Annotated in this window: 18 protein-coding genes; 5 read left to right on the forward strand and 13 right to left on the reverse strand. The window is 52.8% G+C overall.

Features of this window, described 5'->3' with window-relative positions; translation table 11 throughout:
• The first annotated feature begins 110 nt into the window (after positions 1 to 110).
• Complete coding sequence (locus ACFO3I_RS00285) at positions 111 to 1,613, forward strand: YifB family Mg chelatase-like AAA ATPase (protein WP_377330760.1); 1,503 nt, start codon at positions 111 to 113, stop codon at positions 1,611 to 1,613.
• Position 1,614: 1 nt separating this feature from the next.
• On the opposite strand, the gene ACFO3I_RS00290 is transcribed toward ACFO3I_RS00285, so the two are convergent.
• Complete coding sequence (locus ACFO3I_RS00290; protein WP_377330762.1) at positions 1,615 to 2,784, reverse strand: Bcr/CflA family efflux MFS transporter; 1,170 nt, start codon at positions 2,782 to 2,784, stop codon at positions 1,615 to 1,617.
• 192 nt (positions 2,785 to 2,976) lie between these two features.
• On the opposite strand from ACFO3I_RS00290, the gene ACFO3I_RS00295 reads away from it, so the two are divergent.
• Positions 2,977 to 3,684, forward strand: a complete 708-nt coding sequence (locus ACFO3I_RS00295; protein WP_377330764.1) for a substrate-binding periplasmic protein — start codon at positions 2,977 to 2,979, stop codon at positions 3,682 to 3,684.
• Here the strand turns inward: ACFO3I_RS00295 and ACFO3I_RS00300 are convergent.
• Positions 3,666 to 4,232, reverse strand: coding sequence for a sugar O-acetyltransferase (locus ACFO3I_RS00300; RefSeq protein WP_377330765.1), 567 nt, complete (start codon positions 4,230 to 4,232; stop codon positions 3,666 to 3,668). The genes ACFO3I_RS00295 and ACFO3I_RS00300 overlap by 19 nt on opposite strands.
• Before the next feature lie 98 nt (positions 4,233 to 4,330).
• Here ACFO3I_RS00300 and ACFO3I_RS00305 point away from each other — a divergent pair, with 98 nt between their 5' ends.
• On the forward strand, positions 4,331 to 5,005 hold the full coding sequence (locus tag ACFO3I_RS00305; RefSeq protein WP_377330767.1) for a DUF3334 family protein: 675 nt from the start codon (positions 4,331 to 4,333) through the stop codon (positions 5,003 to 5,005).
• Here ACFO3I_RS00305 and ACFO3I_RS00310 read toward each other — a convergent pair.
• Genes ACFO3I_RS00310 through ACFO3I_RS00325 form a run of 4 tightly spaced genes read right to left on the reverse strand, consistent with a single transcriptional unit; the run spans position 5,002 to position 8,186 of the window.
• Positions 5,002 to 6,222, reverse strand: a complete 1,221-nt coding sequence (locus ACFO3I_RS00310) for an ATP-binding protein (protein ID WP_377330769.1) — start codon at positions 6,220 to 6,222, stop codon at positions 5,002 to 5,004. The two genes, ACFO3I_RS00305 and ACFO3I_RS00310, sit on opposite strands and share 4 nt — an antisense overlap.
• 19 nt (positions 6,223 to 6,241) lie before the next feature.
• Positions 6,242 to 6,937 carry a response regulator gene (locus tag ACFO3I_RS00315; protein WP_377330771.1) on the reverse strand — a complete coding sequence of 232 codons (696 nt, stop codon included), beginning with the start codon at positions 6,935 to 6,937 and terminating at the stop codon, positions 6,242 to 6,244.
• On the reverse strand, positions 6,937 to 7,311 hold the full coding sequence (locus tag ACFO3I_RS00320; RefSeq protein ID WP_377330773.1) for a DUF3019 domain-containing protein: 375 nt from the start codon (positions 7,309 to 7,311) through the stop codon (positions 6,937 to 6,939). Before ACFO3I_RS00320 ends, ACFO3I_RS00315 begins: the two co-directional genes overlap by 1 nt.
• Before the next feature lie 14 nt (positions 7,312 to 7,325).
• Positions 7,326 to 8,186 carry a MipA/OmpV family protein gene (locus tag ACFO3I_RS00325; protein ID WP_377330775.1) on the reverse strand — a complete coding sequence of 287 codons (861 nt, stop codon included), beginning with the start codon at positions 8,184 to 8,186 and terminating at the stop codon, positions 7,326 to 7,328.
• Positions 8,187 to 8,374: 188 nt separating this feature from the next.
• On the opposite strand from ACFO3I_RS00325, the gene ACFO3I_RS00330 reads away from it, so the two are divergent.
• Together ACFO3I_RS00330 and rlmF are read left to right on the forward strand one after the other, a co-directional pair.
• On the forward strand, positions 8,375 to 9,433 hold the full coding sequence (locus ACFO3I_RS00330) for a LacI family DNA-binding transcriptional regulator (protein ID WP_377330777.1): 1,059 nt from the start codon (positions 8,375 to 8,377) through the stop codon (positions 9,431 to 9,433).
• A 17-nt stretch (positions 9,434 to 9,450) separates the two neighbouring features.
• Positions 9,451 to 10,356: a 23S rRNA (adenine(1618)-N(6))-methyltransferase RlmF gene (rlmF, locus tag ACFO3I_RS00335; RefSeq protein ID WP_377330778.1), complete on the forward strand. Its 906-nt coding sequence runs from the start codon at positions 9,451 to 9,453 to the stop codon at positions 10,354 to 10,356.
• A 57-nt stretch (positions 10,357 to 10,413) separates the two neighbouring features.
• Here the strand turns inward: rlmF and ACFO3I_RS00340 are convergent, their stop codons facing one another.
• From ACFO3I_RS00340 to ACFO3I_RS00370, 7 genes are all read right to left on the reverse strand, one after another.
• Positions 10,414 to 11,859, reverse strand: coding sequence for an MFS transporter (locus ACFO3I_RS00340; protein ID WP_377330780.1), 1,446 nt, complete (start codon positions 11,857 to 11,859; stop codon positions 10,414 to 10,416).
• 268 nt (positions 11,860 to 12,127) lie between these two features.
• Complete coding sequence (locus ACFO3I_RS00345; RefSeq protein ID WP_377330782.1) at positions 12,128 to 12,583, reverse strand: hypothetical protein; 456 nt, start codon at positions 12,581 to 12,583, stop codon at positions 12,128 to 12,130.
• Positions 12,584 to 12,743: 160 nt separating this feature from the next.
• Entirely contained in the window at positions 12,744 to 14,807 is a 2,064-nt protein-coding gene (locus tag ACFO3I_RS00350; RefSeq protein ID WP_377330784.1) for a M13 family metallopeptidase, read from the reverse strand.
• Between the two features lie 143 nt (positions 14,808 to 14,950).
• A complete protein-coding gene (locus ACFO3I_RS00355) occupies positions 14,951 to 16,816 on the reverse strand; it encodes a glycoside hydrolase family 13 protein (protein WP_377330786.1) in 1,866 nt (621 codons plus the stop codon).
• A 1-nt stretch (position 16,817) separates the two neighbouring features.
• Positions 16,818 to 19,265, reverse strand: coding sequence for a glycoside hydrolase family 31 protein (locus ACFO3I_RS00360; RefSeq protein ID WP_377330788.1), 2,448 nt, complete (start codon positions 19,263 to 19,265; stop codon positions 16,818 to 16,820).
• 20 nt (positions 19,266 to 19,285) lie between these two features.
• A complete protein-coding gene (locus ACFO3I_RS00365; protein WP_377330791.1) occupies positions 19,286 to 20,791 on the reverse strand; it encodes a tryptophan halogenase family protein in 1,506 nt (501 codons plus the stop codon).
• 94 nt (positions 20,792 to 20,885) lie between these two features.
• Complete coding sequence (locus tag ACFO3I_RS00370; RefSeq protein ID WP_377330793.1) at positions 20,886 to 23,690, reverse strand: TonB-dependent receptor; 2,805 nt, start codon at positions 23,688 to 23,690, stop codon at positions 20,886 to 20,888.
• Between the last annotated feature and the right edge of the window lie 250 nt (positions 23,691 to 23,940).

A 23,940-nucleotide genomic window follows, 5' to 3' on the forward strand; every position in this document is an offset into this window, starting at 1 on the left:
GCCACTGCTGTTGACCAGTGTCCTTTCAGGTACAACTGCGGCTGGCTGCACTGGCAAAAACCAGCTGCTGCATTAGACTGAGCAAACACACGAATCACAAAGGAACTGTGATGAGTCTGGCCCTTATTCAAAGCCGCGCCCGTTGTGGTCTGCAGGCACCGATAGTCACAGTAGAAGTGCATCTGAGTTCAGGTTTACCGGCCTTTTTACTGGTCGGCCTGCCGGAAACATCGGTCAAAGAAGCCCGTGACCGGGTGCGTAGTGCCTTACTGAACAGTGGCTTTGAGTTTCCCGATAAGAAAATCACAGTGAATCTGGCCCCTGCTGATTTACCCAAAGAAAGCGGTCGCTTTGACTTGGCGATTGCGCTTGGCATTCTGCAAGCCAGCGGCCAGTTGCAGGCCGATACTTCCGGCTATGAATTCTATGGCGAATTGGCCCTGTCTGGCGCCTTACGGCCGATACTGGGTGATATTCCGCTGATGCTTGCCTGCCAGCAAGCCGGTCATCAGGCGTTAATGCCGATGGAAAACGCCAGTCAGGCCCGGCAAATTCCAGACGCTGTGGTGCATGGTGCCGCCCATCTGTTGCAGGTGCATGCCTTTTTGCAGCATCAACAAGCCCTGCCCCCGGTTACCATGCCACCGACAGTCACCGCCAGAGACTGGCCAGAACTGCAGGATGTACGTGGACAACAACAGGCTAAACGCGCACTGGAGCTGGCCGCCGCCGGAGGTCACCATTTGCTGATGTACGGACCGGCCGGTACTGGAAAATCCATGCTGGCCCAGCGGCTACCGGGTTTGTTACCGCCGTTAACTCCGGCTGAAGCCTTAAGCTGCGCTGCGGTCTATTCAATTGCCGGCCAGCCCAGAGCACTGTCTGACTGGCAGCTACCGCCTTTTCGTCAGCCGCATCACAGTTGCTCGGCGGTCGCTTTGGTCGGAGGCAGCTCAGTGCCCAAACCTGGTGAAATCTCGTTGGCGCATCATGGCGTGCTATTTCTCGATGAGTTGCCCGAGTTTCCCCGCACTGTGCTCGAAGTGCTGCGCCAGCCGCTGGAGTCCGGCACTGTATTTATCTCAAGGGCAGCCCGCCAGGCCGAGTTCCCGGCACAGTTTCAGCTGGTGGCGGCGTTAAACCCCAGCCCGAGCGGCCATCATCAGGATGGCCGTGCCAGCCATGAACAAATCCGTCGTTATCTTGGGCGCCTGTCTGGTCCTTTGCTGGACCGCATTGATTTGCAGGTCGAAGTGCCCCTACTGCCGATCACCGCACTGCAGCAGCAACAACCAGGGGAAACCTCTGCCCAGGTGCGAAGCCGGGTGCTGCAAGCACGAGAGCGGCAATTAGCGCGCCAGCAAAAAGCCAATGCGCTGTTGTCGGCGACCGAACTAGAACAGCATTGCCAGCTGCACCAGGCTGACGCCGAGTTTCTGGCGCAAAGTATGGATAAACTGCAGCTGTCGGCCCGTTGTTACCACAAGCTGTTGCGGGTGGCCCGCACCATTGCCGACCTGACCGCCAGCCCACAGGTGAAACGTGAGCATGTGCTGGAAGCGATCAGCTACCGGGCCTTTGACCGCTTACTGCAGTACCTGCATCAACCCTGAATCAGGCTTTAGCAAGGGCCCTGGCCCACCACTGACAGCAGGCAATGGCCAGCACACCGCACAGCATCAGGCTGGCAAAAGGTACAGGGGTCCCTGTGTAAGTCAGCGCCAGCAACGGGCCTGCGACGGCACCACTGCCAAACCTCAGAGTACCAATCACAGCGGTAGCACTGCCGCTGTGCTGCGGAAACTTCATCAGAATAATGGCATCCGCATTGGTAGCCACCAGGCCCAGACACCCCATCAGCGGCGCTATACAAACCACAGTGCTCCACAACGGCAAGCCACAAAGATTGACAGTCACTAACGAACTGGCCGCAATCATCGCGCCTGTTAAACCAACCAGCAGCATACGGGGCGAACCTAACCGCACCACCAATCTGCTGTTGGTAAAATTCGCCAGCATCAGGGCGCCGACATTCAGCGCGAACAACAGGCTGAAACTTTGCTCATCCACCCGATAAAACTGGATATAAACAAAAGGCACCGCCGTTAAAAAGCAGAAAAAGGCAAAAGAGCTGAACATGGAAGTCGCGATAAAAGGCCTGGCTTGGGCCTGAGCAAACACCACTTTGTAGCCTGCCAGCAAATTCAGTTTACCGTCCAGCCGCGGCGTAGGGTCCGGCAGGTAACGCCAGGCACAACCGAGGATCAGTAAGGCGTATAAGGCCAGCAGTAAAAAGATATGCTGCCAGTGCCCCAACCAGAGTACTGCACTGCCAATAGCAGGGGCTATCAGCGGCGCCAGCATCATAATCATCGACACATAAGACATGCCTTTGGCGGTATGCTCTTTAAACAAAGCACGGATAATCCCAGGCACCACCACTGTTGCTGCACTGCCACAAAACGCCTGCACGGCGCGCAACGCAATCAGCTGATGTGCATCCTGGCAAAAAGACAACGCCAGACTCGCCAGCGCAAAGCCGCTCAGGCCAAACAGCGCCAGCGGGCGACGACCTAAATGGTCAGCCAATGGGCCAAATAACAGCATGCCGACGCCATAAAACGCCAGATAAATACTCAGGGATTGCTGAATAACGGCAATATCGGTACCGAGTTCCAGTGCCATTTGGGGCATAGCCGGCAGGTACATATCAATCGCCAGCGGTGTGCTGGCAATAATACTGGCGAGCAGCGCCAGCATCGCAAAAGAAACGGGAGACTTCATTAACTGACTTTTGACTTCGGACCGAGAGGGCTCTCTATGATAGCCGATCTGACATAAAAACCTGTTACTTTCTGTCTAGCCGGGCATCCCTTTGACCCCAATTTATGCCAGACTTGGATCAGCCATTGGATTGCAATACAGTCTGTTGGTCCGCTCTGGCGATGTTCAGTATTTTCACCTTCCGGGGACTTTATGCGAAGTATTCTGTTATGCCTTAGCCTCTGCCTCGTTAGCCTGGTTCAGGCCGCCCCCATCAAAGTGGGGCTTCATGACTCCGCCCCATGGGCGTATCGGGATAGCCAGGGCCAAATTACAGGAATTGACTACGACATTGTACAAACCATTTTGCGGCAACAAGGTATTGAAGCCAAATTCGAGCTTTATAGTTACAGTCGGCTGCTCAAGTTGTTTTCGGAGCGCAAGCTGGATATGGCCAGTCCTGTAGCGGTACCCTACCCTGGCGCTTATTACAGCCAGCCGTATTTCACCATACAGGATGTAGTGGTGAGTCGACGGCAAGTCCCATTACAAATCCGCACCCTAGCCGATCTAAAAGGTAAAAGTATTGTCGCTTATCAACAAGCCAGCTCCGTGTTGGGACCTGATTTTGCCCAACAAATGAAACAAGCTTTTTATCTGGAAGAGGCGGATAGGAAAAAACAGTTTGAGTTGTTGTTTAATGACAGAGTGCAGCTGATCGTTGGTGATGAGCAAGTACTGTCCTATTACTCCCGCACTTACTACGGTCCTGATTTACTGACGATTTATCCAATCTTTCCCGCCGTTGATTACCCTGCTGCTTTTTGGCAGGCCAGCTTGCAGCAGAAATTTAATCAAGGACTACAGCAACTGCAGGTACAAGGGAAACTGGAGGAGTTTCATCATTTCCCCAGGTTTTGATCCAAGGCCCTTATCCAGCGTGCGGGATTTCCGGCAACCAGGCTATTGGGGGCGACATCGGTAGTCACTACGCTACCGGCCGCCACAACAGCGCCATGGCCGATAGTGACACCAGGCATAATTAACGCACCGCCGCCAATCCAGACCGAATCTCCTATCGACACCGGTAAGCCCTGCTCAACACCTGTTTTGCGAAGGTCCGCATCAAGCGGATGCGTCACGGTATAAATCTGTACTCCGGGCCCGAGCAGCACATCGCGTCCTATACGGATCGGCGCCGCATCCAACATCACACAGTGGTGGTTGGCGTAAAAGTTTTCGCCCAGATCTATATGCACACCATAGTCACAATAAAAATCCGGTTCGATATAACAACGGCTGACCTGACCAAACAATTGTCTGGCCAGCTGCTGATGAGCTTTCACCGGCACAGGTCCTTGCTGGTTCATTTGCTTACACAAAGCTTTGGCTTTTTGCCGCATCGCCACCAGTTCTCTGTCCCCGGCGTTAAACCAAAGCCCGCTGCGCATTTTTTCCAGCTCAGTCATTTTTCATTTCCCTCTGCATCCCCCACCTCTGGGTTATGGTCTTCATGTTAAAAATCGGCTTATACTAGGTTAAATTTCGTCTGGCTGTAGAGAACACAATGAAAAAGAACAAAATTATTACCACTGAAGAAATTCTGCTGACTTTATGTCGCTCTGTCACCGATGTGTTAGCTGCAGCGGGCAACCACAATGTGAATTACTCCCCTATGGTGCAGAAAATTCATAAAACCTGCTTACGCCCGGACCTGGGCTGTTTTGTTCTGTTTGATGGTGGCTTCTCAGGCCTGGTCATCATGAACTTTACTTCACAGGCGGCGATGGAAATTTACCGTAAGTACATGATGAGTATGGGCATGCCGGAATCCGAACTGGCACAGTTCCACACCTCAGACGAAGTGGGTAATGTGATGGGTGAGCTGATGAACCAAATCGTCGGCGACTTTACCAACAGAGTGCGGCAGGAACTGCAAACCTCAATTAACCAGAGCCAGCCGAAAATGATGGCCATTAATAAGCAAGTGCAGATCATGGTGAACACCCAACTGGATCAGCCACAGGCCCGTCGGGTGACCTTTAGCACGCCAAATCACGCGATCTTTTATATGGAATTGTCGATGGATAAAACAGAGTTTATCCAGCTGCATGATTTTGCGCCGAATGAGGAAGAGCATCCGGATGAAATTCTGGCCAATGCGACCCAAGCTGAAACCGTGGCGCCAGCCGCAGTGGTCGACGATGCCGACGACGACTTCCTGAAAAACCTGGGACTTTAACGGCTGTGGTTATGCTGGAGCCTGATCTGAAAGCGGGCTCCTCCCCAGCTGTTGGTCTGCACATCCAGCTGGCCCTGGTGCCATTCCAGTACCCGGCAGACAATCGCCAGCCCAAGGCCAAAACCACCGAAACCTTTTTGCCGGCTCGGATCCAGCCGGACAAAAGGTTTTAAGATCTCCGCCCGCTGCTCCGGCGGAATGCCAGGACCATCATCATCAATCCACAGCAGACATTCACGGTCTTTGAGCTGCAACGTCAGCACCACTCTGCTGCGGGCATAACGTTTGGCATTCACCAGCAAATTCTGCAGTGCCCGTTCCAGATAATGCGCATCGCACCACCAAAGCATCTGCGTGGGCAAACGGGTTTCAATGGCCGCTCCAGGTAAAGGGGAGAGCTTTTCACATAAGTTTTGCAGCAACTCCGTCAGGTCAACCTGTTGCCAGTCCAGCGCGGGCTGCGCCGATTCCAGTCGGGCATAGTCCAGCATTTCGTCAACCAATAGCTCCAGCTCTTTGACATCGTTAAGCATCAACTCTTTGTCGCTATCCGACAGTGCCGACAGCTCCAGCGCAAAACTCAATCTGGCCAGTGGTGTACGCAGTTCATGTGACACCGCCTGAGTCATTTCCCGCTGCAGTCCGACCAAACGTTCAATTTGCAGGCGCATTTGCTGAAAGCTTTGTGCTATCGGCGCAATAAAGGAGCGCACGGGTAAGGCTTCTGCCGGCGCTTGCGATTGCTGTAATTGCAGCTTGAGCCGCTGCAAATCTCTGGCCACAGGCCAGAGCCAAAGCCAGACCGCCACCGCCAGCAAGCCTAAAAACAGCAAGCTAAACCAATAGCCGGGCACCTGGCTGTCCTCGGTTAAGTCCAGCGGCCCAAGCTGCCACAATTGCTGTTGTTGCATCGCATAGAAAAACGCCTGGTCTTTGGTAAACAGCGGGATCACTTCGCCCTGCTGCAGCTGCTGCAATTCGTCGGCCGACCAGAGGATGCTGCCTTCAGGTAGCGCAGTGACCGGCAGCATCAGGTCCCGGCTGCCGGGTTCGAGTTGCTGCTGGCGCAGCTGTTGGCTGAGTTGTCCGGCCAGCACCAGTACCCAGGCAGGCACCTGCTCTTGATGCACTTGCTGCCAAAGCCGCTCGACCGTCCAGCCAATACCCAGCAGCACCAGTGAAATAAACAGATAAAAATGCAGGAACAGCCTGGGCATCGCAGCTGCCGGACTTTTGTTAGTCATTCCAGGCGTCAGCAACAAAAAGATAGCCTTTACCCCAGACCGTTTTAATCCGGAACGGGGTATCGGCGTTGTCGTTCAGTTTACGGCGCAGGTGAGACACCCGCACATCGACGGTTCTGTCCAGACCATCGTACTCACGGCCGATAATCTGCTTGTGAATGGCTTCGCGTTTCACCGTCTGGCCGGCATGTTTGGCCAGCATCCAGAGCAAATCAAATTCATAACTGGTCAGTTCCACCAGCTCTGGCCCGTAATGCGCTTCACGGGCACTATTGTTGAGCCGTAATTTGCCAAACTGCAGTTCCTGATTGTCTGATTTGCTGACCGGTTGAGTGCGCCGCAGCAACGCATTGACCCGGGCTAACAGTACCCGGGGCTCCACCGGCTTAATCACATAATCGTCGGCGCCCAGCTCCAGCCCCAGCACCTGATCAATGTCACTTTGTTTGGCGGTCAGCATCAGAATAGGCGCATTGAACCAGGCCCGGATGTTCCGACACACGGTAAAGCCGTCCATGCCGGGTAACATTAAATCAAGGATCAGCAAATCCGGCGAAAACGCCTGACAAGCGGCGGCAACAGTGTCACCACGGCTTTCCAACCGCACTTCAAAGCCTTGTTGCTGCAGAAAGCTTTGCACCAGGCTGGCCAGGCGCGCATCGTCTTCCACCAGTAAAATCTTATGCATCAGAACACACTCCAGGGCGCAACTAAACGCCGTCTTTTTTCAGGTTGCCGGCTTAAGACCACCAACTCCTTTTGCAATAACACGCGCCCACCCTGCTGCAAACTCAAGGTTGCGTTCTCAGGCCAGACAATATGCTGTTGCCACTGGCCAGCCCGGGCGTCTTGCCAACAGGATAGTTCCTGCTGCGCCAGTTTCAGACATAAGTCCAGGGCGGCACTATGCTGCCACTGTACTGATAGCTGCGCTTCACAGGCCTGCTCAGGTAACGCAGAAATGCAAAAAGCCGGACTTACCGACCAGCATAAATCTTGGTTGCATTCTGGTTGTGGGGCGGGCGCCAGCCATAACTGACTGGTCAATATCAGCCCTAACATGCTCTATCCCTGCCTTAAAAAAATTGGTAACTCACTCCAACAAACCAGGTCTGTACCCTGGAGTTTTTTACCAAAGGACTGTCTGTCATCGCATCATCCAGCAACAGCATACGATAGAAGCTCAGCAAGGACCATTTCGGCGTCAAGGCTTTTTGCCAGCCCAGTCTCAATTCTGGCTGCCAGCTATCTTTGCCCTGATAACGCGCCAGATAAAACAGCTCAGACTCATCCAGGCCATAGTAGGTATCAATCAGTTTACGGCTTTTCCAGTGCAGGTTAGCGCCTAACTGCAAGTGGCCACCCAGCAGCGGGTAAAAGGTACTGGCCGACGCCGTGGCGTTCTGGCCATGGTAAGTGCCGCTGGCATCCTGCATCAGATTCAGGCCCAGTTGCCAGTCATCGCCAAACCACTGCATCTGTACACCGGCGTCCCAGGCAGTCGGGCGTTTGTTCACTTCGCTGACCGATACCATCGACATTTGTTTCGTAGCCCCGGTGTCCACTTCAGGTGGCAACATGGTGCTGGACGTGCTGTAAGTCATCAGATTGCCGGCAAACCAACGCTGAAAATAGCCTTTTTCCTGGTTCAGCTTCACCACCAGGCTCAACACAAAATCCGGTTGTTGCAACAGGCTGTAACCTGCGGTGGTGTTATCCCAAAACCAATACTCACCGTAATAGCTGACATCAGGCATCAGCAGCAGCGGCACATTCTCACCATTATGCAAAGGATTGGTGCGCTGACCGGCACCTAAGGCCAACGCCAGATTAAACTGGCCAGGTTCAACACAGCCAGAACTGGTTTCAGTGCAGGAGGCGTACGCAGTCTGGACACCACTGATACAGAACAGCACAATCATCAGCAGTTTTTTCATACAGAGCACTCACTAATTAGATGGCGATACTTTAGCAGTTTCTGAAAACCAGCTTAAGCAGACATAACAATGTTTCACAAAATGAGCGCTAATCTTTGCAACATTATCGGCCCCTGCTTTGGTTAGGATCCAATCAAGGCTTTTAATGCTATGATGCGGCACCAGTAGTAACAGCTCCGAATCTAACAATGACGTCAGACAAATCGCAATGGCCCGTGCTCAAAGGAAAAGCGACCTCTTTTGATATCGCTTATCTGGCTGGCGTTTCCCAATCGACTGTGTCGCGTGCGCTGCGTGACAGCCCGGCCGTCAATCAGGAAACCAAAGATAAAATCTTCGCCATTGCCAAACAGCTGAACTACAAAGTGGACAAAAACGCCAGCAACCTGCGCAAACAGCGCAGCGGCACTTTGGCCCTGTTGCTGTTTGAAGACCCGACCGTCGATGAGTCGCAAATCAACCCGTTTTTCCTGTCGATGCTCGGCAGCATTACCCGTGCCTGCAGTCAGCGGGGTCATGATCTGTTGGTGTCCTTTCAGCAGCTGAGCAACGATTGGCACGCCGATTATGAAGACAGCAAAAAAGCCGACGGCATTATTTTATTGGGTTACGGCGACTACAAAGATTACGAAGAAAAACTCGATACCCTGCTGGCTCAGCAAACTCACTTTGTTTGCTGGGGCGCCGAAGTGCTAAACCATCCGGAAGTCACCATTCGCAGCAATAACCTTGAAGGTGGCAAACTGGCTGGCCAGCATTTACTGAGCCTGGGTCGGCGCCGTTTTGCCTTTATCGGCAACGCTTCTGCCGGAAGCCCGGAGTTTTTCGACCGTTATCAGGGTATGCTGAAAGCCATTGCAGAGGCAGGTATAGACGAATCCCAGGTGGCGCAGCTGGATGCCATTTCGACTGAGCAAGCCGGCTTTGACGCCATTATGCAGCTGCATGCCCAAGGCAAAACGTTTGACGCCCTGTTTTGTGCCAGCGACTTAATTGCCATTGGAGCCATGCGCGCCCTGCAAAAACTGGGCAAACGTATTCCAGACGACGTGGCGGTGGTGGGGTTTGACGATATCCCAGTGGCCTCATTCTCTTCCCCGGCGTTAACCACCATAGCTCAAAACACCTCGTTGGCCGGAGAGATGCTGGTGGTCAACCTGCTACGCTTGATCAACCATGAACAAGTGGCGCTGACGGAAATTGAACCCAAAATTGTGGTGCGTCAGTCCTGTGGTGCACAAAACTAACCCAGCCAGGAAGCCAGATGCACCCACGGAATAAACACCTGCAAGGTTATGATTTTGCAGCCTTGACGGCCGCCAACGCCGCCTTAACCCCTTTTGTCCGCGATAACGGCTATGGCCGGTTATCCATTGATTTTGCTAACCCTGCTGCGGTTTTACAATTAAACAAAGCGTTGTTGGCGCACCATTATGGCGTGCAGCACTGGCAATTGCCGGACGGTTTTTTATGCCCGGCCGTGCCTGGCCGGGTGGATTACCTGCATCATCTGGCAGACCTGCTGGCAACAGAGGCTGGCAAACTGGTGAAAGGCCGCAAGGTACAGCTGCTGGATATTGGCACAGGTGCTAACCTGATTTACCCGCTGCTGGCGCAAGCCGACTACGGCTGGCAGGTCGTAGCCGCCGAGCTGGACCCTGACGCTGTGGTTGCAGCGTCACAGTTGATAAAACAAAACCAGCTGCAAAGTAAAATTTCGCTGCGTCAGCAATCATCCGCACAACAGATTTTCAAAGGCATTATCGGCCCGAAAGACTTGTTCGAACTGACCTTATGCAACCCGCCCTTTCATGCGACTGAACAGGACGCCAAAGCTGGCACCGAACGTAAGCAGCGCCAGTTAGGCTTAAGCGGCGACGGCCTGAATTTCGCTGGTCGTAGCCATGAACTGGTCTGTGAAGGCGGAGAGCAGGCCTTTATCGGGCAAATGATCAGAGAAAGTAAAGACTTCGCCAGTCAGGTACTGTGGTTCAGCAGCCTGGTGTCCAAAGTCGACAACCTGCCTGCACTGGTTAGTCAGCTGCAACAGGCGGGTGCCGATGTGAAGCAAATCGATATGCAGCAAGGCCAGAAAAGCAGCCGCCTTCTGGCCTGGAGCTGGCAAAACGCCAAACAGCGCCAACTGTGGTGCCAATACCGGTTAAAGTAGGCCTGCCGCTAAATAACAAAGCCGCTGTAAAGCGGCTTTGTTATTTCATAAACACTGTTAGTCTTTGCTTTCTTTATCCTGCACCAGCCAGACTGACAGGGCACCCAGCACCATAGAGCCACCGGCCAGCATTACAATGTATACCGCATTGTTGGCAAACAGGTGGCCTAAGATCCAACCGGCCAGCAGGCCAGAGATAATCTGCGGCGCGGCTATGGTGAAGTTAAAAATCCCCATATAAACACCGGTGCGGTGCGCTGGCAAGGCACCCGCCAGAATGGCGTATGGCATGGCCAGAATAGCGGCCCAGGCAATACCTATACCAACCATCGGGATCATCAGACTCAGGGCGCCTTGCGGAATAGTGACCTGGGTGATCAGTAAATCCACTTCGATCATGCTTGGGTCTTTAAACAGAATAAAACTCAGGTAACCCAAACCACCGCACAGCAGCGCCGCTGAATACACCAGACGGCGGCCAAACAGATTGGCCAGCTTCGCCATCACCAAGGCAAACAACACAGCAAACAAAGAATAACCGGCGTACAGAATACCCACCCAGTCGCCTGCAGCACCTTTGGCGGCGGCAATCTCAGCAGGTAAGCCCCCCATCTGGGTGATATAGGCCGGGTCAAACCATTGCACATCCACGCCCCAGCTGTGCTGAGCAATAGCGGCCGGGAAATAAGTCCACATAATAAATAACGAGAACCAGGAGAAAAACTGCACCAGCGCCAGCTGACGCATAATACGTGGCATGGTTTTGGTGGTTTGCCAGAAACCGGCCAGCTTTTCGCCAAAGCTTTTTTCGGCAGGTTCCGTCGGCTGCACAGTTTCACCTTTGTAGGCGTAATACTGCTCTGGCGGGTATTCACGGGTACGCAGCACAGTCCAGGCCACAGAGCCCAGCAAAATAGCAGCGCCAATGTAAAACGACCAAATCACGGAAGGCGCCACTTCACCTGGTGTGGAGGCATTGTTCAGTCCCATCACATTGGTCAGCACAAATGGCAAAATTGAGCCCACCACAGCACCAATATTAATCAGCAGCGTTTGTACTGAATACCCCAGGTTACGCTGATTAGCCGGCACCATGTCCGACACCAAAGAACGGAACGGCTGAAAGGTGACGTTAAAGGCGGCGTCTTTAATGGCAAAAATCACCAGACCAAACAGCATAGGCGGTATAAAAGCCACCACCATGGAGGCATTGGGCAACAGCAACATGGCCGCAGCCGCCACCAAGGCGCCACCCAGCATAAATGGCAAACGCCGGCCCAGTTTATTCCAGGTGCGGTCCGACGCCGCGCCCACAATAGGTTGCACCAGCAAGCCCATAATAGGGGCCGCCAGCCAGAATAAAGATAAGGAAGATAAATCGGCACCTAAGTCGGATAAAATCCGGCTGACATTACCGTTTTGCAGTGCAAAGCCAATTTGCACCCCCAAAAAGCCGAAACTCAGGTTCCAGATCTGCCAGAAGCTTAACTGTGGTTGTTTCATCTGCTGTCCTGTTGTCTTAATAAGCTCTGCAGTGCAAACAACCTTGGAGGCTGTTGCCAGAGAGCGTCCGGACTGAAGTCCTGTTTTAGAATGTGTGTGTCATCGATACCGCGTTGCTGCAGCACTATGACAGACAATGCCAACGCGCGCGGGTGCCCGATTAGAGCAGCTTTTCCATGCTACTACAGATGAATACGTATTCAAGCAGCCATCTTTTGGCTGCCTGCGCTGACCCACTTTAAGCACTGAAACAGACTCAGAGTTTTAGCTAGGTCACTTCAACGATACACTGCATGCTTTGCAGTTGTTTGGCTAGCGGCTTAAAGCCATCTGGACATTGGTACCCAGGGTCAATATTCAGTACATTTTTGTCGTTGTGGTAAAACCTAATCACTACGACTTCGTCATCAAACCTGTTCAGCCGGAACACCGCCTTATCCATAGCAATAGACGCGCCGCTACCAAGCTGCACAGTTCCCTGCTGCACGACAATCGCCAGCGTTTTGGGTTTGCACACAAATACGATGAATTTACCACCATAAAAAACCAAAGCGACATGTGTCACTATGGTCGCAGTCAGGTAATTCATATCGACGACAGAAGCCGAGTTAAAGATCTTGTCATGGAAGGCATAAAACCCCAGCACAAAGAGGATTGAGACCAAAAAGTTCGCACTGGATAGCAACCACGCAGTATAACTTTTAAATAAAGTGAAATTCGCCATTGGAAATCCTTTTCGACTGCAGCTTTGCGCTCAACGCACATGCCTGCGCTTTTTTCTGTGGCTGATGGCAAGGGAGGCCCCTGCGTAATCAACAAAAATAAAGCCCCGGACAGTCCAGGGCTTAAACAGGGTTAATTTAACCAGATCAATGCATTAACGCCTACCAAATCTTCACCCGAACATCGTCCGGTCTGTACATGCCGTCACCCGGTTTCACGTCGAAGGTCTGGTAGAACTCTGGCATATTCGACAGCACACCCAACACACGGTACATACCCGGTGAGTGCGGACCTGTGATCACTTGCTGACGCAGTGCGGCGTCGCGGAACTTGATACGCCAGACCTGAGACCAGCCCATAAAGAAACGCTGATCGCCGTTGAAGCCATCCAGCACCGGCGCTTCTTTGCCTTGCAGCGAGTTATGGTAGGCCTTAAAGGCCACCGTCAGGCCGCCCAAATCGGCAATGTTTTCACCCAGGCCCAATGCGCCCTGCAGTTTTAAATCATCAATAGGGTTAAAGGCACTGTACTGATCGACCATCAACTGGGTACGCTTTTTAAACTGCTCAGCGTCGGCTGGTTTCCACCAGTCTTTCAGGTTACCGTTACCGTCAGAGCGACTGCCCTGGTCGTCAAAACCGTGGGTGATTTCGTGGCCAATCACGCCACCGATAGCACCGTAGTTCACCGCGTCGTCGGCATCCACGTTAAAGAATGGCGGCTGCAAAATAGCGGCTGGGAACACAATTTCGTTCATCGTTGAGCTGTAGTAGGCGTTGACTGTTTGTGGCGTCATGCCCCACTCAGAACGGTCTACCGGCTTGCCTAACTTACCAATCATCCGATCGTATTCACACTGGCCTGAGCGCTGGATATTGCCGAGCAGATCACCGGCTTTAATCTCCAGACAACTGTAATCACGCCACACATCCGGATAGCCAATTTTGGCATTGAACTTGGACAGTTTTTCCTGGGCAGCCAGTTTAGTTTCCGGGCTCATCCATTCCAGACCGTCGATCGACTCTTTAAACGCCACCCGCAGGTTTTTGATCAGCTGGTCCATCCGCTCTTTGGCTTCCGGCTTGAAGTAACGGTCCACGTACATTTTGCCGACCATAAAGCCCAGTGCCTGCTGTACAGATTCCACCGCACGTTTTTCACGGTCACGCTGAGCTTCCAGGCCAGATAAGGTTTTGCCGTAAAACTCAAAGCTGGCCTCGTCAAAGGCTTTGGCCAGGCTGTCGCTGTTGGCGCGGACCAGATGGAACTTCAGGTAGGTTTGCCAGTCGGCGACCGGAATTTCGGCCTGCAGTTTGGCAAAAGCAGCCAGATAGGTCGGTTGGCGCACCACCACATCCGTAATGCTTTCCAGCTTGGCCGCTTTAATCAGCGCAGCCCAATCCAGGCCAGGAGCGGTTTCGGCCAGTTGAGCCAATGTCAGCTTGTTGTAGGTGGCATTGCGGTCGCGGTTTTGTACCCGGCTCCACTGCTCTTTTGCCAGTTTCTCTTCAATAGCGTACACAGTGGCAGCCACTTTAGCCGGCTCTTGCCAGCCGGCAAGCTCAGCTACTTTACTGATATAGGCCACGTACTTGGCTTGAATATCTTTAGATTTTTCATCGCTGTTCAGGTAGTAGTCGCGGTCTGGCATACCCAAACCGGCCTGATTCAGCATAGTGGTGTATTGATCAGACTGTTTCTGATCCTGACCGACAAAGAGCACCACAGGGGTTCCCACACGGTAGGCCTGCCATTCGCCCCAGAGTACAGCCAGATCTGCATGGGTTTTCAGGCTGTCGACACGCTCGAAAGCTGTAGTCAGCGGGGTCAGGCCCAGCTTATCCAGCGTTTCAGTGTCCATATAAGAGCGGTACAAGTCGGCAATTTTCTGTGCGTCTGTGCCGGCATCCGCAGGTTGTGCCGCCAGCTCTTTCACAATAGCCAGTACTTGTTTGTCAGCATTTTCACGCAGCTCATCAAAGCTGCCCCAACGGCCTTTGTCGGCTGGAATTTCAGTGCGCTCCAGCCACTGGCCGTTTACATAACGGAAGAAGTCTTGTTGGGGTTTGACGCTGGTGTCCATATTGGCCACTTCAACGCCAGATGTCAGTTGCGTTTGTTCTGCCACAGCTGCTGGCTTGCTGTCTGCCGCCGATTGTTGCGGTTGACCACAGCCAGCCAGAGCAGCCATTACAGCCAGCGCCAGTAATGATTTATGTTGCATGAAAACCTCAGTGAGTTTGTTGTTTTAGTTAGGAATTAACAAAAAATTACCGGACCAGTGTAAAGAAAAGCCTGCTGATGTCCAGCAGGCTTAAATTCAGACGCGACAGACGACCTGACGCAGCAGACGATCATCGCAGCGCGCTAAGGCGCTGTCGGCTCACTCAGTTGTAGCAGCAGACTGCCACGCGCCGGCAGCAAAAGCTCAGCCCCCAATTGTAGTTGCTGGCCTGTCAATAAATCCTGCGCTTGAGCCCCAGCTGGCATCAACTCGGCATAGCGGCTCAGGTCGACCTGGCTGGCGCTGTTGTTTTTGTTCAGCAATACCCAAATTTGCTGGCCGTCCGCATAACGGACATAACTGTATACGCCCTCTTTCGGGCTGAAATGTTTCATCCTGCCCTGCTGCAAAACCTTGCTGTGCTTACGCAGATTCGCCAAGCGTTTCACCAGTTGCTGAGCCTGTTGCTGCTGCGCAGTTAAGCCTTTGCCGGTAAAGGCATTCACTTCATCATCTTTCCAGCCACCCGGGAAATCACTGCGCACCAGGCCGTCGTCACGCTGTTTCGGGCTTTGCGCCAGAATTTCGGTGCCGTAATACAACTGCGGAATACGTGGGCTGGTAAACAGATACACCAGGGCCATCCGGTACAGGTCAACGTCATTGTTCAGCAGTGAAAACAGCCGCGCTGTGTCATGGTTGCCTTCAAACAACACCAGGTTAGTCGGGTCCGGGTACAACACGTCATTGGCCAGGGCTTCATACAATTTCACCCAACCGGCATCCCAGCTTTCAGGCGCAGTTAATGCCCCCAGCAGCGCATAATAGAGCGGAAAATCCATCATGCTGGGGGTGTAAGAAACATAACCATCATGGTTTTGTTTGCCACGTTGCCAGTACGACACGACTTGCGGGTTGGCGCTCCATTCTTCGCCCACGATATTGAAATTGGGGTATTCGGTCATCAACCGTTTCGACCAGGCGGTCAGAAAGCTTTTGTCGGCATAAGGATAGGTGTCTTCCCGAATACCGGATAAATCGGCATATTCCACCCACCAGACGGAGTTTTGGATCAGGTAAGTGGCCAGCAGCGGGTTGCGCTGATTCAGATCAGGCATACTGTCGACAAACCAGCCGTCCACAAAAGCCTTTTTGTCGGCGTCCGAGGCATAAGGGTCCTGCACTGTGGTGCGGGCATGATTAGTAGGCTGAAAGCTGCCGCCATAATTCAGCCAGTCCTTAGTCGGTAAATCCTTGACCCACCAGTGGTCCACACCAATATGGTTCACCACAATGTCCTGAATCACCCCGATGCCCTGTTTTTTGGCGGCGGCGACAAAGGCCTGATAACTGGCATTGCTGCCAAAACGCGGGTCAATGTTGTATAAATCTGTCGCGCCATAACCATGGTAGGAATACGCCGCGCTGTTATTTTCCACCAAAGGCTGCGGCCAGATTTGGGTGATCCCCAGCTGCTGCAAATACGGCAGCGCTTGTTGCATACCGGCAATATCTCCGCCATGGCGGCCACCCGGGTTGCTTCTGTCCAGCCGGTCTGGCAAACCCGCAACACTGTCGTTGCTTAGGTCTCCGTTAACAAAGCGGTCCGGCGTAATCAGATAAATGCTGTCTTTCTGACTAAAGCCCTGCCGCTGTGCTGAGCCTTCACGCCGTGCCAGCAACCTGTACTGGTAGCGGCTTTGCTCTTTGCCTTGCTGAGAAAACACCAGGTCGAACTGGCCTGGCTTCACATCGGCCGCCAGCTTCAGGTCGATAAAGAGGTAATTGGGGTTGGCAACCTTTTGCACCCCCTGCAGGCTGACGCCCGGATAATTCAGGCTAACGCTCGAGTGCTGAATACCCTTGCCATACACCATCAGCTGTAAGGCGGGCTCTTTCATACCGGCCCACCAAAAGGCTGGCTCCAGCCGGTCAATTGATGCAGCCGCGACACTGGCCGCCGGCACAGAGGCAACAAGCAGGCTAAATAACACCACAGTGCTTTTCATTTTAACCTCCGCTGCTTAGTTGCAGCTGATGCCGGGCTTTGGTCCAGTCAAGCTTCAGCCATAACTGGTTGTTGCTCTTATCCCGGTAAAACCCTGTGGCCGCCGCTTTAAGTTCCGCCTGACTGCTCAGCTCTGGCAGCGGCTGGCCATCCAGCTCAATCGCACTTGCTTTGCTCAGCTGATGCAGCACCAGCGTCACCGCACGCTGCTTCAGCATGCCGATATAACCTAACCCAGTGCGGTCCAGGCTCAGTTGCAGCTGGCCTTTGGCGTGCACAGCGTTAAATTTCAGCAACTCGTATTGGCCTGTCGCCAGGCTGTCGGGCGACACCCCATCGTCTTCGTACAGTTCGCCCTGGCCTGCAGCGACACTGTCGTCATGGTAATAATGCAGTTCCAGCTGACGGCTGCTGTATTGGCTCAGGCTCTGCACGGCCGGTACCAAAGGCACAAAAGCACCGGCTTTGACCAGAACGGGTAAAGTGCTCAGGCTGGTCGGTTGCTCAATACTGCGGCCACCTTCGTAGCGCTGGCCGGTGAAATAATCCAGCCAGACGCCTTTGGGCAGCTGCACTGTTACCGCTTTCACGCCAGGTGCGGTGACAGGGGTCACTAAAAAGGCATCCCCCCAAAAATAGCTGTCTTTGTTCAGCATCAGCTCGGTTTGGCTTTCGTCGGCAAAAAACAGCGGCCGCATCAGCGGTAAACCCAAGGTCGAGTTCTGGTACGCCAGGGTGTAGTTGTAAGCCGCCATCCGGTAACGCAGCTTGACGAAAGGCCGCAGTAAATCCTGGGTGGTTTTGTCATGCAACACCGGCTCAGGCGCTATATGCTCCTGCGCATGAGGCCGGAATACCGGCTGAAACACGCCGTACTGCAACCAGCGTACATAGAGCTCCTGGTCGAATTGCTCACCACCGGCAAAACCGCCCAAATCGGAGTGGGTATAGCCCATGCCCAGCAGGCCCATTTGCAGTGCCAGTTCCACTTGTGGTTTTAAGCCGCCCCAGGAACGGTCAACATCGCCAGTCCAGGGGATCATGCCGTAGCGCTGAGAACCGGCAAAACCGGCTCGCATCATAATCATCGGTCGTTGTTGTGGCTGCTGCTCTAAGCGGTTCTGGTACAGCATGGCGGCCCATTGATGGCCATAGGCATTGTGAATTTCGTCGGCGGTGCCAATGGCATGAATACTGTCGGCCGGGTGAACTTCGGGTTCGCCTAAATCGCCCCACCAGCCGGCCACGCCGTCCTGAGCCAGTTGGTTGTAAATGCCGTTAAACCAGGCCTGACCCTCTTTGGAAAACACATCCACCAGACCAGTATTGCCAAAGTAAAAATCAAAACGTTTTGGCTGCCCGGCCAGGTTTTTTGCCAGCGCATTGGCGGCCACGGCTTCATCCCAGCGTTTCGAGCTGCTGAGCACAAAAGGCTCGGTGATCAGAATGGTATTGACGCCTTTAGCTTTAAAGTCGGCAATCATTTGCTTAGGCTGCGGGAAGGCCTCGTTGTCCCAGGCCAGGTTACCCATATGGCCCTGAATGTCTTTGCCAAACCAGTACAGGTCCAGCACCAGCGCGTCAAGCGGAAAATCGGCATCATGGAACTTCTGCACTATGTCGCGGCTTTGCTGTTCGGTGCGGTAACCAAAGCGGGAGGCAAAATTACCGAAGGCCCAGCGTGGCGGCAAGGGTTGCTTGCCTGTGGTGTTGACGTACTGTTGCATCAGTTGTGGGTAGGTCGGTGCCGTCACCACCAGGTAAGACGTGCGGCCAGCCACTGCTTCAAACTGCAACACGTCTTTTTCGGTGGCGCCTAAATCGAGGAAACCACTGGCACTGTTATCAAACACCAGCGCGTATTTTTTGCTGGAAAGCACAGCCGGTAAACCAAAATACATCTGCTTGGTTTCACCGTTGTAGCCGTAGCTGGCTTTGTTGTAGAGCGGCAGGCGTTGGCCCCTTCTGTCCATACCAAGCACCCGCTCGCCGCCGCCCAGCAGTTTTTCATCCGGCGTCAGTGCAAAACGAAAACCGCGCAGGGTCTGGTGGGCAAAATAACCAGCTTCTTCTTTCAGTATCAACTCGTTGCCACGATAGAACTGCAGCTGCAACGGCGACTTTTGCAGCCGCACCTGCAGTTGCTCTGTACCAAACTGCAGCGCAGTTTGCTCATCCTTTAACTGCGCAGGTAACGCCAGCTCCGGTTCGGCCAGAGCAAAAGACGGCAGCTGTTTGACGCCGCTTTGCTGATAAAACACCTCAACTGCACCGGGGCTTTTAAAACTGAGCTGCAACTGGTATTCATCGGTCTGCACCTGCAGTTGGTTCTTTTGCAACTGGTGCGACTGATACTGGGCCGCCTGACTGGCCAGCGGGCAACTCAGGCTGACCAGCAGCAGCCAGCCCCCTGAGGCTGACAGGCGAAAACAACGATTAAAAAGCTTCATTTACACTCCTGTGAAGCATCTCAGTGCCGGGTTCCGGCCACCCGGGCCAGAAACTCCTGATGACTGCCAAGACGCTCGGTAGTTTTTTCAAAGATCACTTTCAGGTTTTGCAGCATATCCTGCAGCTGCGCTTCGGTAAGCGCATCCACCAGAGGATGATGATCGGCAGGCAGCAAGCCCTGCCCTAGCATCACCTGCTGCCAGGCAATTTCGCTGAACAGCTCATCCTGCTCACGGAATACCAACCCTGACTGAGCAAACTGCTGCAGCTTGCGCTCCAGGCTCGCTGGCACCGCCATCTGCTTACAATCACGCCAGAATTTGCTGTCCTGCCGCCGGGTTAATTTGTAATGCAGAATAATAAAGTCGCGGATTTGTTCGAATTCGATTTTGGACTGCCTGTTGTACTCCGCCCTGTCACTGTCATTGATGCCCAGATGCGGAAAGAACTTCAGTAAACGCAGCACCGCAGACTGGATCAAATGAATACTGGTGGATTCCAGTGGTTCAAGAAAACCACTGGCTAAACCAATACTGACCACATTGCGCTGCCATTGCTGCAGCCGCCGGCCGGTGCGGAATTTAATCAGCCGGGGTTCGGCCAGTGCTTGGCTGTCCAGGTTGCTTAGCAACAGCTGTTTGGCTTCTTCGTCCGTACAGTATTTACTGGAATAGACAAAGCCATTACCGGTGCGGTGCTGCAACGGAATTCGCCACTGCCAGCCATTGGCATGGGCAATGGAGCGGGTATAAGGCACGACAGGTTCAGTTTTCGCGGAAGGCACCGCCACGGCGCTGTCTGCGGGTAGCCAATGCGACCAGTCCTCAAAACCAGTGTTGAGGGTTTTATCGATCAGCAGGCTGTGCAAACCACTGCAATCCAGAAACAAATCACCTTCAATGCGTTGCCCTGACTGCAGCAACAAGGCCTGGATATCACCCGTCAAGGGGTCCTGTTGCACAGTAGCCACTTTGCCTTCGATGCGCTTTACGCCAACCGACTCGCTGTATTTACGTAAAAACCGCGCATACAGGCCGGCATCAAAGTGATAGGCATAGGTCAGGCCGCCCAGGTTGACCCCTTCAATCCTGTCCAGTTTGCTGAATTTGTTCTGCAGCGACGCCTGATAATTCAGCGAAAAGTCCCAGTAGTTAAAGCTCATGCCCAACTGATCGGCTCGGCGCCAGAAATGATTAAAATGGCAAAATGGGAAATCCTTACCCACAGTGCCAAAAGCATGCATATAGCTTTCGCCGACATCGCCCCAGTGCTCAAACTGGATCCCCAGTTTGATGGTTCCCATGGTTTCCCGCAGAAATTCCTCTTCCTGCAAGCCCAGCGCTGCGTTCAGGCTTTGAATAGGCGGAATGGTGGCTTCACCAACACCTATAGTGCCAATGTCTTCTGATTCCACCAGCGTGATGTCCAGCACCTTGCCAAGAATTTTCACCAGCAACGAAGCCGAAATCCAACCCGCGGTGCCGCCTCCCAAAATAACTATTTTTTTTACAGATTTCTGCTGCATAACTGTCCCGTTCAGTCTCCAATAGCCCTGCTGCGCTACTATGACAACGAAAAAAAACCCCAGTCAATGCTGGGGTTTTCTGCGATGACCGCTATTACATTTTGTAGCTGAAACCTAACAGGAAGGTTCTGCCGTACTGCTGATAGTCACGGACACGACCGTCTTGCAGTGAAACGAATGGCTCGTCACTCAGGTTCTGACCTTGCAGGAATACTGACAGGCCTTCCAGCTCAGTGAAACCACCTTCACCAAAGTCGTAGCCAACTTGGGCATCCACAATAGTTTCGCCTTTCACGTCCACTTGTTGGGTGTTAAAGCCAATGCCGTACACATCACCTTTAAAGTCACTACGTTTACGCAGGCTGGCACGCGCCTGGAAGCCAGCATGATCATAGTAACCGGTCAGAGTCTGAACAGTATCTGACAGGCCTGGCAGTGAGTAGGCATTGCCATTCTGGTCCGTTACGTCCTGAGACACACGGCTGTGGCTGGCAATCAAACCAAAACCATCCAGTGATTCACTGATGATATTAAATGGCAGTGTCACAGACAGTTCATAACCATGCAGAGTACCGCCACCGCCATTGACTTTACCTGAACCTGTCGCGCCTGAAGTTTCTGGAACTTCCCCAGTGCTTGGGTTGGCAACGCCTTCCAGTTCTAACTGGTAACGGCCATCAAAAATCCACTGGTTCAGGTCCTTCCAGTAATAAGCCACTGAGAAATAACCTTCGTCACTGAAGTAGTTTTCGTAGGTTAAATCCACGCCAGTGGCTTCTTTTGGCTCCAGTAACGGGTTACCGCCACTGATGGCCCAGTAGTTACCGTTGGCATCTGGTGTAGAGTTGTAAGACGCGCTGACAGACGAATGCATTTCATCCAGACGAGCGCGAGACAATGTCTTGGCAGCGCCTAAACGCACACTTTGATCTTCTGCGACGTCGAAGGTCAGGTTCAGGCTTGGTAACAGGTGCGAGTAGCTGTGGCTGACATCTGTTGGTGTAAACACCACTTCGCCATTCACAGTGTTGTAGGCTGTGCCCTGAGAAGATTGGTCGGTATCCAGGTAACGCAGACCGAAGTTACCAGTCACAGGAATGCTGCCCAGTTCTGTTTCGAAATCGGCTTGTACAAAGTACGCCAGGATTTCTTCGTTAACAGTCCAGCTCTTCGCCGCGTGATCCGGGTTAGTCAGGCTTTCCTGGATCAGGTTGTAGTAACCGTCACGCACCAGACCACGGGAATCATAGGCAATCATGTCGCCCATACCGATAAAGTCCAGGTTGGCTGTACCTAAACGGTATTGCTCTGGCACAGAAACCATTTCAGGGAAGTCTTTTAAGGTCATGAAGTAACCTTCAGACTTCTTCTGCTTCTCGCGGTCACGGTAAGAAATACCGTAGCTCATTTTGGTGAACATACCGGCGTCTTCCAGCAACTGAGTAGCCGCCAGTTTAAAGCTGGTCAGTTCGTCGCTGATTTCAGGCGCGTTGATAAAGCCGTCCTGAGCCGCGTTGTTGTAGACTGGGTCGCCGTTAACGCCATAGGTGTTGTTCAGCACTGCGCTTGAACCCCAGCTGCGTGGTCCACCTAATTTCACCAGGTCGAAATCACCGTAATCCAGTGTCGGTGTGAAGATAGCACCGTTGGTACCATCCACTAAGCTGTAGGTGATGGTGTCATAAGGACCAATATTGTCACCGCGGCCGTAACCTGAGTAGCTTTCCATACTCCAGATTTTGCGATCGACCTGTGAATTGGACACGTCGAATTCCAAAGACCAGTCGTCATTCAGGTTGTAGTCCACATTGAAACCAACAGCGGTCATTTCGGCAGAACGGTCTTCCGCGTCGTTACGTACCACCAGTTTTTCGCCTGATTTACGGGCGCTGGTGACGAAGTCGCCATCGCGGGCCAGAATTTCAGTGTTGGCGTCTGATACGGCATAACCCCAACCATATGGGATCTCGATACCGCGTAAGATTTTCTCGTCGTTAAAATCGACGTATAAGGCATCAAAAGTCAGCTTCAGCTTGTCAGTTGGTGCGGCTTCCAGCACGAATAAAGCACTGTCACGCTCCAGGGTAGAAGAACGCACAAACGGCTTGGCACCACCAAGCATAGTGATATCGTCGCCATCCAGAGTCGCGTTGTTGAAACCCCAGGCATTCCAGCGTTTTTCCTGATTAGGAGACGCCATAGAGGTATACGCAAAGGCAATACCTACTTTGTCGTCAGCAAATTTGTCGATATAAGAAATAGTACCACGGGCACCATTGTCATTACCGTCCGGGTTCAGTTTATCCAGGCTGGTCTGTTCGTACTGACCACTGAACTGCAGCGTACGCTCACGGCTTAATGGCTTGACCGTTTGCATGTCGATAACACCGGCAATACCTTCAGCTTCCAGTGTGGCGTTTGGCGTTTTATAAACGGTGACACCGCTCATAATTTCAGACGGGTACAGATCGAATTCCACACCGCGGTTATCGCCGATAGACACCTGCTCACGACCATTGAAGGTGGTGGCACTTTCGTTTTCACCGAAACCACGAATACTGACGCGGCTGGCACGGCCATCCAGACGCTGACTGGTTAAACCAGGCAGGCGGGAAATTGATTCAGCAATACTTGAATCCGGTAATTTACCAATGTCTTCAGCAGAGATGGATTCAACGACGTTTGGTGAAAAACGTTTGGTGTTGATCGAGTCGACAACTGAACGACGGAAGCCTTTAATCTCAATCACTTCTAACTGAGCTTCTTGTTTGGCTTTTTCTTTGGCAGACAGCTGCTTGTTATTTTGTGTATCCGCAGTCTGATCTGCAGCAGCAATACCAGACATTAAGCCTGCGGTTGCCATAGCCACTGTTAACATACTTAATTTGAATTTATGCATGCCCTTATCCCCGGTTATGTTCTTTTGTGTGTGATCACAAACCAGCCCTGTTGGAGGCGTTTCTTTTGGTTCGTTCTGACTTATTAAACCCAAGTCTGTCTATCTTCAACATGAATACGTATTCAAGCCCTAAGGCTTGTCACATTCTGGAGCAATTCACAGAAATTCGCCCCAAATTAGTGCAAATTAATCAGAAAAACTTCTGATATCTTTAGAGTTTTTTCCTCCTTTGCACTGCATCATTCCTAAG

This window comes from Rheinheimera marina, assembly GCF_042654345.1.
GTDB classification, from domain to species: domain Bacteria; phylum Pseudomonadota; class Gammaproteobacteria; order Enterobacterales; family Alteromonadaceae; genus Pararheinheimera; species Pararheinheimera marina.

What these genes read in the sequence shown, in the direction of transcription:
- ACFO3I_RS00285 (WP_377330760.1), top strand. Translation starts at nt 111, where the DNA reads ATGAGTCTGGCCCTTATTCAAAGCCGCGCCCGTTGTGGTCTGCAGGCA.
- ACFO3I_RS00290 (WP_377330762.1), bottom strand. Translation starts at nt 2,784, where the DNA reads ATGAAGTCTCCCGTTTCTTTTGCGATGCTGGCGCTGCTCGCCAGTATT.
- ACFO3I_RS00295 (WP_377330764.1), top strand. Translation starts at nt 2,977, where the DNA reads ATGCGAAGTATTCTGTTATGCCTTAGCCTCTGCCTCGTTAGCCTGGTT.
- ACFO3I_RS00300 (WP_377330765.1), bottom strand. Translation starts at nt 4,232, where the DNA reads ATGACTGAGCTGGAAAAAATGCGCAGCGGGCTTTGGTTTAACGCCGGG.
- ACFO3I_RS00305 (WP_377330767.1), top strand. Translation starts at nt 4,331, where the DNA reads ATGAAAAAGAACAAAATTATTACCACTGAAGAAATTCTGCTGACTTTA.
- ACFO3I_RS00310 (WP_377330769.1), bottom strand. Translation starts at nt 6,222, where the DNA reads ATGCCCAGGCTGTTCCTGCATTTTTATCTGTTTATTTCACTGGTGCTG.
- ACFO3I_RS00315 (WP_377330771.1), bottom strand. Translation starts at nt 6,937, where the DNA reads ATGCATAAGATTTTACTGGTGGAAGACGATGCGCGCCTGGCCAGCCTG.
- ACFO3I_RS00320 (WP_377330773.1), bottom strand. Translation starts at nt 7,311, where the DNA reads ATGTTAGGGCTGATATTGACCAGTCAGTTATGGCTGGCGCCCGCCCCA.
- ACFO3I_RS00325 (WP_377330775.1), bottom strand. Translation starts at nt 8,186, where the DNA reads ATGAAAAAACTGCTGATGATTGTGCTGTTCTGTATCAGTGGTGTCCAG.
- ACFO3I_RS00330 (WP_377330777.1), top strand. Translation starts at nt 8,375, where the DNA reads ATGACGTCAGACAAATCGCAATGGCCCGTGCTCAAAGGAAAAGCGACC.
- rlmF (WP_377330778.1), top strand. Translation starts at nt 9,451, where the DNA reads ATGCACCCACGGAATAAACACCTGCAAGGTTATGATTTTGCAGCCTTG.
- ACFO3I_RS00340 (WP_377330780.1), bottom strand. Translation starts at nt 11,859, where the DNA reads ATGAAACAACCACAGTTAAGCTTCTGGCAGATCTGGAACCTGAGTTTC.
- ACFO3I_RS00345 (WP_377330782.1), bottom strand. Translation starts at nt 12,583, where the DNA reads ATGGCGAATTTCACTTTATTTAAAAGTTATACTGCGTGGTTGCTATCC.
- ACFO3I_RS00350 (WP_377330784.1), bottom strand. Translation starts at nt 14,807, where the DNA reads ATGCAACATAAATCATTACTGGCGCTGGCTGTAATGGCTGCTCTGGCT.
- ACFO3I_RS00355 (WP_377330786.1), bottom strand. Translation starts at nt 16,816, where the DNA reads ATGAAAAGCACTGTGGTGTTATTTAGCCTGCTTGTTGCCTCTGTGCCG.
- ACFO3I_RS00360 (WP_377330788.1), bottom strand. Translation starts at nt 19,265, where the DNA reads ATGAAGCTTTTTAATCGTTGTTTTCGCCTGTCAGCCTCAGGGGGCTGG.
- ACFO3I_RS00365 (WP_377330791.1), bottom strand. Translation starts at nt 20,791, where the DNA reads ATGCAGCAGAAATCTGTAAAAAAAATAGTTATTTTGGGAGGCGGCACC.
- ACFO3I_RS00370 (WP_377330793.1), bottom strand. Translation starts at nt 23,690, where the DNA reads ATGCATAAATTCAAATTAAGTATGTTAACAGTGGCTATGGCAACCGCA.